The following is a 13,844-nucleotide window of genomic DNA, read 5'->3' as shown; positions in this document are numbered from 1 at the left end:
AATATTATCATAATTTAGTATGATAGTTAAATTATTGGGGGCATTGAGGCCCAGGGTGAAGATTTTTTGGGTGTACTTGTATCACCCAAGGAGCTGCTTTCCATTTGAGTAAAATGGCTTTTGGGGCAGGGAGATTAACCAAATCAAGCAGTCGGTTACATCATTAGCCTGGGCGGAGCGTTATGGGCGGCGGGAGAAACCTCCTCAGGCCATTACTTTTTTAGGTTCCGGCCAGATCTTTTCTATAATGGCAGCAAAAAAGATGACCAATACGCATCCGATGAGGTTCAACCATAAAAATGCAGTAAGATCTTTCCAATAACTGAACACGACAAAAATCTCGCCGATAACCGCACCCCAGAATACAGCCCTCCCTCCGATACTTTTGAAATAAAATGCCACCAGGAATATACCCAGGATAACGCCATAGAATAGCGATCCAAGCACGTTTACGGCCTCAATCATACTGCCGAGTCGGCTGGCATACTGCGCCACAAAAATACAGAAAACGCCCCAGAAGAAAGTAGCCCAGCGCGAAGCGGCCAGATAATTACGCGTGGAGGAATCTTTGCGGTACATCCGCTTGTAAATATCGATCACGCTGCAGGAAGCCAGCGAATTGTAGGCCGCGGCCACCGAGCCCATGGAGGCCAGTAGTATGACGGCAATGAGCAAACCCACAAGTCCTTTGGGCAGATAATCGATCACAAACCGCAGAAATATGTAATTGACATCGTTCACTTCGCCGCCGGTTGCGGTGGACAGCAGTTTTGTAGCCTCTTTTCTGACTTCCTTCACCTGCGCTTCTATGTCGGCCAGCACGGTGCGTGATTGCTCAATAGCCGGTTGGTCATCCCGTTTGACGGCATCGGTAAGTGCCATGACCTGAACATGTTTACCCGCCTGGATGTCTGCGTGTTTTTTTTCCAGACCGGCATATTCATCCGCGTACATGGTCTTTTTCACATCCTCAACCGCGGTCCGGTTGAAAAACAAGGGCGGATTGGTGAACTGATAAAATGCAAAGACCAGCACACCCACCAGTAGGATAAGGAATTGCATGGGTATTTTGAGCAGTCCGTTCATGGCCAGCCCAAGTTTGCTTTGCCCCTCCGAGCTGCCGGTCAGGAAGCGCCCCACCTGAGACTGATCGGTACCGAAATAGGACAACTGGAGGAAAAATCCACCGATGAGTCCGGACCAGACGTTATATCGGTTGTTGAGGTCAAAGGTGAAATCGATCAGGTTGGTTTTGCCCATCTTGCCGGCCACATGCAGGGCATCGGTAAAGGAGATACTTTCCGGCAAAAGTTTCACAACCGTCACCCCGGCGATCACCATGCCGATGGTAATAATGCCCATTTGCTGAAGGTGGGTGTGTGACACCGCCTGAGAGCCACCGCTGATGGTGTAAAGCATCACAATTCCTCCGGAGATAATATTGGTATAGGTAATGTCCCAGCCCAGAATGGCCGACAGGATCAGAGACGGTGCGTAGATTGACAAGCCGGTGGACAAGCCACGCTGTAATAGAAATAGAAAGGCAGTCAGGCCACGGGTGCGGAGGTCAAACCGGGTCTCCAGAAACTCGTAGGCTGTGAATATTTTGAGCTTGTGAAACTTGGGGACAAAGGTAATGCAAAGGATCACCATCGCCAGCGGCAGGCCAAAATAGAATTGAACAAATCGCATTCCATCCGTGTACGCCTGCCCCGGTGCGGAGAGGAAAGTAATGGCACTTGCCTGTGTCGCCATCAGCGACAGGGTCACATGGTACCAGGGAAGCGATTGTCCCGCCAGTAAAAATGAATCCATCGTATGCTTTTCCCGGCTCCGGTAAATGCCATACGAAACCACGAAAATCAGGGTTAGGGACAGTACAATCCAGTCGAGATAGCTCATTGAAAATGGGTCATGAATAAATAGAAGAAGGCGATCAGGGCAGCGAGTGCCAGGATCAGGATGGTGTAAAGCTGAGGCCAGGATTTTACAAACGGAGGTAAGCCGTCCCGATCTTCCGGAATAATTTCTTTCTTATTCATGTAGGAGACTTTTTAACCTTTACTGGTGACAAAAGTATAACCCTTTTCAGGAAGGAGCAAATTCAAATGTGGTAAAGAGCTGTTGGCGGTCAGCGGTCAGCGGTCAGCTGTTAGCTGTTAGCTGTTAGCGGTTGGCTGTAAGCTATTAGCTGTTAGCTTTTAGGGCGTTCCTTTTGATAAGAGCGGTTGTAGCGACCGGGCCGTTGGGCGGTTTGTCTTCATTGTAGATAAAGTTTTCCAACGATACAGCAGCCGCGACGGCGGACCGTTTTTTAGCAATTCCAAAAGTCTCAGCAATCTCACTAACTTTTTTGCCAGAAATTAGCATTTTTAGAATTTCAGCCTTGAATACGGGTTCGTAACTTCGACGAGCTTTTGTTTTTTTTGATTCTACATTTTTGCAAAATTTATGCAAAAATGTGTGCCGCTTTCCTAAACCACCTCATTCAGTATAAAACTATGAATAATTTTATGCCCGAACGGCCTCATAAGTTACATTTTCACGAATACGCACACCTCGACTAACACGGATAATCCGGCGTATGTTGACCCTTGAAGTCCGGAAGACTTCGGAACAGCAAAGTGCGCTGATTCATTTAAATCGCCTGCCATTCCGGCATATGCTACCCGCCTTTTAGTGATGAGAGCGGAACGCACCGGAGCATGCGGACTACACCTTAAAGGGTTTTCATCAGTTTTCACCAGAGTATGCTAATTTTACCGGAGCATACTGATCCCTCTCGGCCCGGCGCATGTTTAATCTCGCCACCCGGCCGCAGCACCTTATTTATTTTTTTGAAAAATTCTGCCATATTTATACCTGATCAAAACCTCCATCTTGTGAAAAACCATTTACTCTCCGTCTGCTGTTTGATTTGTCTTGTTTCGATCCCGTGTTTGAGCCAGGGGCTTCCGCCTGTTTTTGACCAGAGTTTCGAAGCCCAGAAAGATTCACGCATTCGTCAATACCTCACGCCTCAGCGAATTGTATGGCAGTCGCACAGGGCCGATACGATCATCAGAGGTGCCGAAAATCTTTTACGTAAGGGAACGGGGCAGGCCAACCTGGTGCATCAGCATTTTTGTAAAATGGTCAGCAGTGAAGGGGTGACTCCTGGCCTTGTGCTGGATTTTGGGAAGGAGATACAGGGTGGGGTTCAGTTGGTGACCGATATGCCCGCCAATCAGAAACCCATCCGCATCCGGATCCGCTTTGGAGAATCGGTCAGCGAGGCCATGTCCGATATTGATACCCTCAGTGGCGCTACCAACGACCACGCCATGCGTGATTTCTCTATTGAGGTACCCTGGCTGGGTGTGCTGAACATCGGAAACACCGGCTTTCGCTTTGTCCGTATCGATCTGATCGACACCAACCGGGAGCTTCAGCTGAAAGAAGTAAGGGGCATATTCGAATATCGCGACATTCCGTACCTGGGCTCATTTAAAAGTAACGACGACCGGCTCAATCAGATCTGGAACACGGGTGCCTACACCGTACACCTCAATATGCAGGAGTACCTGTGGGATGGCATCAAGCGCGACAGGCTGGTGTGGGTAGGGGATATGCATCCCGAAGTGATGACCATCCATACCGTCTTTGGTAAAAACGAGGTGGTGATGAAGAGTCTGGACCATGTGCGGGATATCACCGTACTGCCCGCCTGGATGAATGGCATTAGTGCTTACTCCATGTGGTGGGTGCTCATTCACCGGGATCTGTATCAAAATCAGGGCGATCTCCAGTACCTGAGAAAGCAGCAAAAATACCTGGTGGCGCTTCTGGACCTGCTGATGTCCAAAACCAGGGACAATATGGAAAACCTGGATGGAACACGTTTTCTGGACTGGCCTTCGAGCGAAAATCCAAAGGGAATTCATGCAGGACTTCATGCGATGCTGGTGATGACGCTGGATGCCGGCGCGGAGCTTTGTACCATTCTGGATGAACCCGCGCAGTCCATTAAATGCCGGGAGGCAGCAGCCCGTCTGAAATTGTACGTGCCGGACGCCAATCAGTCCAAACAGGCCGCTGCCTTACTGGCAATGGCCGGACTGATTTCTCCAGAAAAAGCCAATACAGAAGTGATCTCAGTAGGGCAGTGCGAGCGCTTCTCTACTTTTTACGGATATTACATGCTTCAGACCAAAGCGGCTGCCAAAGATTATCAGGGGGCATTGGATTGCATCCGCAGTTACTGGGGTGGTATGCTGGACATGGGTGCCACTACTTTCTGGGAAGATTTTGATCTGGCCTGGACCAAAAATGCAGCCCCGATCGATGAACTGGTCCCGGCCGGGAAAGACGATATCCACGGGGACTTTGGTGCTTATTGTTACAAAAACCTGCGTCACAGTCTCTGCCACGGATGGGCTTCCGGCCCCACGGCCTGGCTTTCGGAGCACGTACTGGGCGTCAGTATTGTGGAGGCGGGCTGTAAAACCATCCGCATTCAACCCAATCTCGGCGATTTGCAGTGGGTGGAAGGAACCTATCCCACGCCGATGGGTATCGTGAAAATCCGGCATGAAAAACAGGCCGACGGCAAGATCAAATCCACCATCGAAGCGCCCAAGGGAGTGAAGGTTTTGCGGTAGGAGGGGAGGAGGATGGAGGAATGGGAGGACGGAGGAAGGAGCAAGCCGTCTCCCCATGCCCCAAGCCCCATGCCCATTACCGCAATCTTTCCAGGCACACCGTCAGGCTGTCTCTCCAGTAGGGGATGGCCAGGCCGAAGGTATTTTTGATCTTGGTTTTGTCCATCACGGAGTAGGCGGGTCTTACGGCCTTGGTGACGTATTCGGAGGTCTTCACCGGGTTAAGCATCACCGGGGTGTTGCTGATATCGAAGATGGTTCTGGCGAAATCGTACCAGGAAGTGACCCCTTCGTTGCTGTAATGGTAAATGCCATAGGCAGTACTACCCGACCCGATGATATCCAGGATGGCAGCTGCCAGGTCTATGGCATACGTGGGCGAGCCCACCTGATCCACAATCACACCGAGCTGATCTCTTTCCTTGCCCAGGCGCAGCATTGTTTTTACAAAATTATTGGCATATTCCGAATAGAGCCAGCTGGTACGGAGGATGAAATGTGCAGGAAGTATGCTGGCAATATCCTGTTCGCCTTCCAGTTTGGTGAGGCCATAAATATTTTCCGGGTCCGTAGGATCTGTCTCGGACAGGACTTTTGGTATATTGCCCTTGAACACAAAATCGGTGGAGATGTGCACCAGTACGGCGTTGTGCTTTACGCATGCTTCTGCAATGTTCGCCGCCCCTTCCCGGTTCACCTTCCGGCATAGATCCTGCTCATCTTCTGCTTTATCCACCGCGGTATAAGCGGCGCAATTAATCACGTAAGCCGGTTGCTCCGCGCTGAACAACTTATCCAGCAGCCCTTTGTCAAGTATATTGCCGTCCTGCTCCGAAGGGAATGAGATGTCTGTGATATTTTTTTCTTCTGCTACCTTTTTCAGGCAGCTGCCCAGTTGCCCGGAAGCGCCAAGAACTACGATTTTCATCCTTAAATGTTTTGTGAGTGTTATTTTGCAAATATAGGGTTAAAAGTGGTCCTATATGATTTTTAGTGAGTAAGGCAGAAACAGTACTCAGCCCAGTTTATAGATTTTACTTTTTTGTCTTGACACAAAAAAGTAACCGCGCGGCGGACCGCAAAAAAAGTCAAGGCTGTACGCAAATCTTAACGGAAATCCGCTCACTAATCACCTAAAAAAAAAAAACCGCGCGGCGGACCGCTCCTCCTAACGTCGTCAAACAGTTTTTTGGCGGGCGCCGCTGCGATTTTTACGGTGCTTAGCAAGCTGATTTCCTAATTTGCATAAGGCCGGTCTTCAAGAAATGCTTCATTGTATATTTCTTCACCCCCTATAATCCATCTAGGGTCTTAAAAGTCCTCTGCGGGAAAACGCATCGTGCCGGGCAATCATAAGAGGATCTTAAATAGCCATATTTTAATGCGTTTTTAATGCTATCCTCCCAAAAAAAAAATGGCCTGCCCGCTTTCGCGGACAGACCTTCACAACGTTGAGTAAGGTAAAGAATTATTAAATGCAAATGTAGGATAAATTTATTATTGGCAAAATATTCTTTGTAGAAATGTTTGATTTTAGGCCATAATTAACAACCCTTATTCCTACTTATCCTAATCTTATTCGGCTAAGAGCCATCTTATTACCTCATAGATATCATATTTTCGCAATGTAAAGTAAAATGCAAATGATTATTCTGGCAAAGTAATATTTATCCGTCTCGCAGATATACCTATCAGGTTTCATTCGGATGCGGCCTCAAGCTGTCGGTTCAGGTAATCCCGGTGGTATTGCCTTAGTTTTTGATCCAGCTGATAGCCAAGTCTGTAACGCTCTCCAATTTTATAGCCTCTGGTATAGGTATACTCCCAGCGGAATTCATCGGTGGTCCGGAGCCGGATGTTTTTGCCCTGCACTATTTTGCCTGGAGGAATAGGTACCGCGAAATTAAAGCCCAGGGTAGAGCCATTTTGCGTGGCGGTGGCATAAAATCCAATCTCAACGTTGTTAAACTGCCGGATCAGGTCCATGCGGGCGCCTTTTACGGCCCATAGAAACTGTCCTCCTGAAAGCTTCACCGTAAAATCCGATCGCTGGAACCGGTAAGCAACATCGGCCAGGAGCAACAGATTGTCGGGATCTTCGTAATAAATCCCGCCAAGGGGGTAGTAGTAAAACCCCGTTAAACCCGCCTCCAGTCCAAAAGAGAAAGCTTTGTTCAGGTCCGCGTGCCGGTATTGTACATTGAGACCGTACTGGTCGTTGTTGAAAAAACCGGCAGAAGCGCTGACAAAGTGCCTGCCGCGGTTATAGAACTGGTTCACAAAAGTAGGAGCGGGGCGCACGTTTCGTGGCCTGCCGTCCATCTGGTTGATGATCGGAAAGAAGATCCCCGTACTCAGCGAAAACCCCGGCCACAGGAAAAGCTGCGTTTGCAGTGCCACGCTGGTGTTGCTCTCTACCGGACGGCTGAAATTACCGAACATGGCAGCAAAATACGGTTGTATCCAGAAATCCAGCTTGTAATTTTTCAGATGCAGCGGAAAATTCCTGGCGCGGAAAATGGCTTTCTGCTCCCTGTCCGAGAGGGCAGCATATTGTACACCTCCGCCCACCTGGTACTTGCCGACAGGAAAGCCCTGAAACAAGGGCACGAGCGTGAGTCCTGCCGTATCTCCTGCCACAGTCCGCATTTCCAGCAGGCCCATCAGCGGGTTACGGTAGAGTCTGTTTTCGTAGGATATCTGTGTGCCCTGCCGGATGATATTCTCCAGGTTAAGGGCAAGTTTTTTACGCTCGTAATTTTGCTCAAAGGTCTGCGCGTGCAGGGCAGCGGAAAGCATGAGCAGACAGATCGCGATACTATTTTTGATCATCACTTAACTTTTTGAGCCTTTTAGAGGGTTTCAGTAAGGAAACAGCATAGGAAGTACCCACCATCACCTGATCGCCGTTGAGCAAGCCGGCCTGTATGGTCCACCGTTTAAACAAAGTGACGAATGCACCGGCATTGATGTGTTTGGAATCGTACTCCACCATCAGGCCGCCCCATTTTTTGTACCGCAAGGCTGCACCGCCGAAGGGTCCCTGAAGATAATGATTTTTATAATTGTCCTCACTTTTCTTCTGCCACTTAAGATTCGTTAGCAGGCTGGAATTCTCCAGATTGCTTTCCTTGCGATACAGGTAGTAAGGGCTTCCAAAACCAGCACTCATTTCCAGGATCAGATCTTTCTGAATGGTGAAATTCTTGGTGGCCATGACTGCATGTGTTAACATGGCCCCATCGATGGTGAAAGGGGTTGTCATGACCACGGCTAAGGACGGACGTTTCTTCTTTTCTTTCAGGATCAGGTAGCGCAGGTCAAGTTGACGATCTCCCAGCGCTTCTTTTACTTTTCGTGTAGGCGTATTGATCATCTGTAAAAAGTTGATGTTCACTTCGAGCCTGGGCAAAACCGTTACATTGGCGTATAAGATACGTTCCGGATTTCTGTTCCGTCCCCTGAGGGAATACCTGATTGGGTTGTAATTGTACCCAAAACGAAACAAGCCGTCTTCGGTCTCCACCGCCGTGGGCGTGAACAGCAGCCCCGGTTTTCCCGAAAGGTTCACCTGGGCCAGTGCGCCTTGCCCCAGCATAAGCAACAAAAGGAAGGACAGCATCAAGCCATCCTTCCGTTTATGTGTATTTTTTTTCAAAAGATCTTCCTGATTATTGTCCACCACCCTGGTTGTGACAGCTTTCAATCAGTTTTGCTCTGGCCGCAGAAGCTGCTGCAATCGCGGCGGTATAAGAAGTGTTAACCTTACCTAAATCCGCATCACGCGCAGCCTGCAGGGCTGTAGTTTTTGCTGTGGTTGTGGCGGTACAGGCGTTGATAGACGCAGCCTCCAATGCTGGTAAGCCTGAAAAAGCACCAATGGCCTGAATACCTACCAGAGCATACAGCGCCGTATACAATTGATCACCCAGGGTAGCCTTGATGGGCTCCAGGTCTGCGTAAGCTTTGTCGATCTGCGCTTGTATGGCCGCCCGGGCAGCCGTCATCGCCGCAGGCACGGATGCCTTGCAACTCGTTTCGTCCGCAGCCAGCGCGGCAACCGCGGTGCTGTACGTAGTGGTTACTTTTCCGTCTTCAACGGCTTTAGCAGCATCCAGTTGTGTCTTTTTTTCCTGGAACTTTGCTTCCGCAGCCACCAGACAGGCGTCTTCTACCTGCACGGCTTCAATCGCTTCAATGGCTTCTATAGCACCGATCCGGCCGTTGACCGTAACACCGTTAACGGTAGGCAGGGTAATCTTGGGTAAATAAGCTTTTAAGGCTGGGTTTGCAGCCACTTTGTCCATAATGGCTTTCAGTTCCGCAGGTACCACACCCGTAGCCGAAACAGACGCAATGGTAGCAGGCGTGATAGCGGCCAGAGCCGTTACGTCGGCCGCAGGCAACGCCGCAGTTACAGCCGCACCAGCTGCTGTCACAGTGGCGGGAACTACACCGGTGGTGGCGATATTGGAAAGGGCACCATTTACTGCTGCGGATTCAGCAGAAGCACCCACCGTGCCAGCCGTGGTTGTCACTGCAGCAGGGGTGGTAGGCGTGATAGGCTCAACTTTCACTTTGTTCAGCTCTTCGAGGCCAGGTCCGCTAGGCTCCGTCGGAAACGGCTCTTCCTTCTTCTTACAGTTGTACATCACCAGCATCAAAGCCAGTACATACAGGATCACAGATAATTTTGTTTTTTTCATTTTACTTCATTTTGATGGTTAGTATAAGTGTATCTTTCATTATTTGGAGGCTTTTTTTTGTTGTGCACTTCGACTTCGCTCAGTGTGCACTTCGACTACGCTCAGTGTGGACTTCGACTACGCTCAGTGTGCACTTCGACTACGCTCAGTGTGCACTTCGACTACGCTCAGTGTGACATGGCTGCCGGGTGGCATGTGAGCACGAGGCTGGTCCCTTGTCCCTTGTCCCCGATCCATCATCTTCCCCTTCCCAGTACCATCACCTGTACGGTTTGGAAAATGAGCATTACGTCGGTGAGCATGCTGTATTTCCGCAGGTACTGCAGATCGTATCTCAGGCGCTGTACGTTTTCTGCCAGGTTAGAGGCGTAGCCTACTTTGATCTGGCCGATGGACGTAATACCGGGTTTTACGGTAAGAAGCTTACGAAATTCGTGTGGTGCTTCTTTCATTAACATGTCCACATCATATTTATAGAGCGGGCGTGGGCCTACGATGGACATTTCCCCTTTGATCACATTGAAAAATTGTGGCAGTTCGTCCAGGCGTGACCGACGTAATATCCGTCCTATCGGTGTGATCCTTGGATCGTGATCACCCTGCGAATGCTGAAGACCAAATTTCTCGGCGTCTACATACATCGTCCTGAATTTCATTACCTTAAAAAGTCTGCCCCAACGACCTGACCGTTCCTGAAGGAAAAACACAGGACCCGGAGAAGAAACCGCTACCACACCCATTAAGAGTAAGAAGAGCGGAGCACCCAGGATCATCACAATGCTGGAGAAGGTTACGTCAAATACACGCTTCACTGTGGCTTCCTCCATGCTGGAGAACGGTTTGGTATTTACCTGGATCACGGGATACATATCGTGGTATTCGATGGTGGCCATGTTGGTCATAAAGCCCCGGAAGTCCGGCACCAGGCGCACCTGTGTTTTCTGGCGTTGTGCTACGTGCATCACCCCTTTTACCAGGGTATCGTCCATTTCCGACAGGCAGCAGTAGATGTAATCGGGCTGTACCCGTTCCAGAAAATGCTCCAGGCGATCCATCTCATTGCCTTTATCGTGCACATCAAAAACGCCGCACTTTTTGTAACCCAGTTCCTTGTGGTCTGCATAGAAGCCATCGATCATGCCGGCCAGTTCGCCGTTGCCAATGATCGCATAGGTACGGAAGTTGTAGCCTGCTTCCCGGTACAGATGGATGGCATACATCATCAGCATCCGCACCGCAATGGCGCTCAGTACAAAAAAGCTATAGGTATAAAGGAATTGCTGTCTGGAATATGCCTCACCCTGTTTGGTAAAGTACAGGAAGCCCAGTATCCCACCGCCGTGTACAATGCTCGCCTTGATCAGGTTGAGCGACTGGCGGTTGATGCTGTAGGAAAGGCGGTTGAACTGATAGGTTTTGAAAAGATGGGTGGCCAGGAGCCACAGTAAGTTTCCTACCAGTAACAGGTTGACATACCGGTTGTCTGGTATCTCAGAAACCGAATCAAAACGAACGTAGTACGCTACGATGAAGGAGGCATTCAGCAGAACCACATCGGTCCATAGATGCACCTTCGGCAGGAGTCCGGAGAGGCGATTTTTCATATAACGTTGAGTAAAAGTATCGATTATGAACGTTGAGTGCTTATTTTGTTCTTCCTGTAATCCTAAATTCCTGCAGCGCGACTTTAATCTGAAATGGATAAGACTTTGCCTAGCTGTAATGAAATTTTCAAATCTCTTAGAAGCTTTTCTACAACAAGTTTACGAATTTTATAATTAAAAGCCAAGAGCTCAATTTTTAAATATTTTTTAAATTGCTGATAATGAGAATATTAACTAAATTAATAATTTTAATTATTATAACTATTCCTGACATAGTCTAAAATGGATATGCCACCTTCTCTTTTTTGATGTAGATTTAATTATATTTTTTATTGTAATGCTCTTACAGGTCAAAATGATATTTGATTGATTCACAGAGTAAGTTCGAACAATTTGTTCTCGAACTTTTTCAGTATACTACTCTTTGACAGGTGTTGCTCTGCGTAGCTGCGGGCATGGGCTCTGAGTTGGCTGGTATCCGTAAACAGTGCGCGTTCAATTCCTTCCTTGAGTGCTTCGGCCGATTCAGGCTCCACCACGATGCCCATCTGATGTGTCGTAATCAGGTCGAATAGGGTGGTGCCGGGCAGGCTGGTCACGAGGGCCAATCCGCCTGCGGCCAGTATACCCGTCAGTTTGGAGGGCATCACCAGGTCGGACGCTGATTTTTTTTGCAGCACCAGATGCACATCCGCCATAGCCAATAGCGCCGATACCTTTTCGTAGGGCTGTAGGGGATGGAATTGTACATTTTCAAGCCCGGATTCCCTGGCAAGCTGGGTTAGTTTTTCTTTAGCACCACCGGTACCGGAAATGACAAAATAGATATCCTGATTTTGACGAAACTGTCCGGCCACTTCCAGGATCATCTCCAGGCCCTGTTTTTCACCCAGGTTTCCGGAGTACAACACGATCCGGTCGGTTGCCTTAAAACCAAATTCTTTTTTGAGCGATTGCTCCGGGCTCAACGGAAAAATGACCTTTTCATCCACCCAGTTGGGAAATTGAAAAATCTGCTCCCGTGGAATTCCTTTCATTTCAATCTTTTTTTGCATGCCCGGACTGATCGTCGAGACGGCCGCACCATGGCGTAGGATGAATTTCTCCATCGCAAACATCAGGTTCAGCATTTGCTGGTTTTTGATCATGCCCAGGTCTTTGGCGGCATCCACCTGTAAATCCTGAATGTGGCTGATGTATTTCACACCACGCAGTTTTGCATACAAAAAGGGCAAAATGCCCAAGTGAAAAGGTGGATTGATGCTGATGACGATATCAAATTTCCTTTTAAAGAGCATGAGTAGCCATATAGGGAGGGTAGCAGCCACAAACGAAAATTCATGAATGATCCTTTTAACAGAAGTGACTTTCGCAGGGACGTACAAGGGACATCTTTGAATCGTGACGCCGTTCCTTCGTTCGCCGATCCAGCCTCTACCTCTGTAATGCTTGTGTACTTCCCATTCGGGATAGTAGGGGGGGGCGGTAATTACTTCCACCGTGTGCCCCTGTGCAGCAAGCCAGGAAGCCATTTCGCCGGTGTATTTACCGATGCCGGTAAGCTCCGGGGTGAAGTTGATGCCGTAGATTAATATCTTCATTTGCAATCAGAGAATACTTTTTAACTTAAAAGCCACTTACAAGTCCAGGCCAAAAACATTCCTGCTACTGAACCGGCTATGCCCCAAAACATGTCCATCCAGTCGAAATGCCTGTAAGGTAGGAAAAGCTGCCCAACTTCGGCAACGGTGACAATCACTGCCAGGCTCAGGATGATCAACGAGCGTTTTTTATAGACCCCGTTGATTGTAGTAAGCCCAGATTCAAGTATGGCTCCAAGTAGGATGAAGGGGATGGCTGTTCTAAGATTTATGTAGTCATTGATTAGGTGACCTATTCGTGTTGGAAATATCTTCATGGAGCCAATGTTCGGATCGGGTACCCAGCTGAAATAAAACACGGAAAATATTACCAGAAAAAGTAGTATTACCAGGATGTATTTAGAGATAACGCTAGGGCCGGTCATTCAGGAGTTCTTTGGTCTTCAAGACAATGAAGTATTCGTAGATGGCTTGCAGGGTAGCATAAGTAAGGCCAGCAGTGCCATCCAAAAAAGCGCGTCGCACAATGACCATATACAGCCATTTGATAAGTGGACGGCCAGGGAGCTTATAAAACAGGCCCTTTTGATGGAATCTTTTTTCTGTAAAATCTTTACTGAAAAGCGCCTTTTTTACAGAAAACTGGGTGCCTTTCCCCATATCTTCCAAACGCATGGTAGCCTCCATATCGGCATAGCCAAGGTGTCTGTTAATCCAGTAACGAAAACCTTTACTGAATGGGTAATGATCCAGAAAGCCCGGTAGCCGGCCCACGCTGCCATCAGGAATCGATACCGGATTAACCAGCCGCTCGTATCTCATTTTGTCCGGGCGAAATAAACGAAGATAGTAAGGCGACATCTGCGCATATTTCAGCCAGGTTCCGTCCCAGGCAAAGTCTCTTCGCTGAATTTCGTAAGCTACATGTGTACTATTCGTAAAATCGTGCGACTGAATGGCGGTATACAAACTTTCCGAAACCCGCTCATCGGCGTCAATATACAGCACCCAGGGGTGTTTGAAGGTGATATTTGCCAAACCCCAATTTTGGTGAGCCGACCAGTTGTCGAATTTTCTTTGGGTGATAAACGCACCTGCTGTCTTGGAAATTTCCATAGTCTTATCATCACTGTATGAATCAAAGACATGTACATCATCACACCATGATGTAACGGAAGCAAGACAACCAGGAAGGTCTTGCTCTTCATTTTTTGTAAGAATGAGAATGGATATCATAATTAATCTTTTGACATCTTAAATTGTGGACTCATTATCGCCACTTATTTAAATTAC

The 13,844-nt window shown here is 48.4% G+C and carries 11 protein-coding genes; 1 reads left to right on the top strand and 10 read right to left on the bottom strand.

Annotation, left to right across the window (positions count from 1 at the left end; all coding sequences use genetic code 11):
- Window positions 1-204: 204 nt before the first annotated feature.
- Together DYADSP32_RS05360 and DYADSP32_RS05355 are read right to left on the bottom strand one after the other, a co-directional pair.
- On the bottom strand, window positions 205-1,902 hold the full coding sequence (locus DYADSP32_RS05360) for a sodium:solute symporter (protein ID WP_149243681.1): 1,698 nt from the start codon (window positions 1,900-1,902) through the stop codon (window positions 205-207).
- The gene (locus DYADSP32_RS05355; RefSeq protein ID WP_414617532.1) at window positions 1,899-2,042 is read right to left on the bottom strand and encodes a hypothetical protein; all 144 of its coding nucleotides are present in this window, start codon (window positions 2,040-2,042) and stop codon (window positions 1,899-1,901) included. Before DYADSP32_RS05355 ends, DYADSP32_RS05360 begins: the two co-directional genes overlap by 4 nt.
- A gap of 840 nt (window positions 2,043-2,882) precedes the next feature.
- On the opposite strand from DYADSP32_RS05355, the gene DYADSP32_RS05350 reads away from it, so the two are divergent.
- Complete coding sequence (locus DYADSP32_RS05350) at window positions 2,883-4,640, top strand: alpha-L-rhamnosidase C-terminal domain-containing protein (RefSeq protein ID WP_414617531.1); 1,758 nt, start codon at window positions 2,883-2,885, stop codon at window positions 4,638-4,640.
- Between the two features lie 76 nt (window positions 4,641-4,716).
- Here the strand turns inward: DYADSP32_RS05350 and rfbD are convergent, their stop codons facing one another.
- The 8 genes from rfbD to DYADSP32_RS05310 all read right to left on the bottom strand — a co-directional run bounded on the left by rfbD (window position 4,717) and on the right by DYADSP32_RS05310 (window position 13,787).
- Complete coding sequence (rfbD, locus tag DYADSP32_RS05345; RefSeq protein ID WP_414618153.1) at window positions 4,717-5,592, bottom strand: dTDP-4-dehydrorhamnose reductase; 876 nt, start codon at window positions 5,590-5,592, stop codon at window positions 4,717-4,719.
- Between the two features lie 746 nt (window positions 5,593-6,338).
- Window positions 6,339-7,472 (bottom strand): YjbH domain-containing protein, encoded by a 1,134-nt coding sequence (locus DYADSP32_RS05340; protein WP_149243683.1) that lies wholly within the window; start codon window positions 7,470-7,472, stop codon window positions 6,339-6,341.
- Window positions 7,459-8,346 (bottom strand): YjbH domain-containing protein, encoded by an 888-nt coding sequence (locus tag DYADSP32_RS05335; RefSeq protein ID WP_149243684.1) that lies wholly within the window; start codon window positions 8,344-8,346, stop codon window positions 7,459-7,461. The genes DYADSP32_RS05340 and DYADSP32_RS05335 overlap by 14 nt, the downstream gene beginning before the upstream one ends.
- Complete coding sequence (locus DYADSP32_RS05330) at window positions 8,312-9,346, bottom strand: hypothetical protein (RefSeq protein ID WP_149243685.1); 1,035 nt, start codon at window positions 9,344-9,346, stop codon at window positions 8,312-8,314. Before DYADSP32_RS05330 ends, DYADSP32_RS05335 begins: the two co-directional genes overlap by 35 nt.
- A gap of 236 nt (window positions 9,347-9,582) precedes the next feature.
- Entirely contained in the window at window positions 9,583-10,950 is a 1,368-nt protein-coding gene (locus tag DYADSP32_RS05325) for a sugar transferase (protein WP_149243686.1), read from the bottom strand.
- A 371-nt stretch (window positions 10,951-11,321) separates the two neighbouring features.
- Window positions 11,322-12,551 (bottom strand): WcaI family glycosyltransferase, encoded by a 1,230-nt coding sequence (locus DYADSP32_RS05320; protein WP_149243687.1) that lies wholly within the window; start codon window positions 12,549-12,551, stop codon window positions 11,322-11,324.
- 20 nt (window positions 12,552-12,571) lie between these two features.
- The gene (locus DYADSP32_RS05315; protein WP_149243688.1) at window positions 12,572-12,976 is read right to left on the bottom strand and encodes a VanZ family protein; all 405 of its coding nucleotides are present in this window, start codon (window positions 12,974-12,976) and stop codon (window positions 12,572-12,574) included.
- A complete protein-coding gene (locus tag DYADSP32_RS05310) occupies window positions 12,963-13,787 on the bottom strand; it encodes a glycosyltransferase family 2 protein (RefSeq protein ID WP_149243689.1) in 825 nt (274 codons plus the stop codon). The genes DYADSP32_RS05315 and DYADSP32_RS05310 overlap by 14 nt, the downstream gene beginning before the upstream one ends.
- Window positions 13,788-13,844 lie beyond the last annotated feature (57 nt).

Origin of the sequence: Dyadobacter sp. 32 (genome assembly GCF_902506755.1) — a bacterium.
In the GTDB taxonomy this organism is placed as follows: Bacteria; Bacteroidota; Bacteroidia; order Cytophagales; family Spirosomataceae; genus Dyadobacter.
Note: the sequence above shows the minus strand (reverse complement) of the source record. Positions and strands in the feature narration are given on the sequence as shown.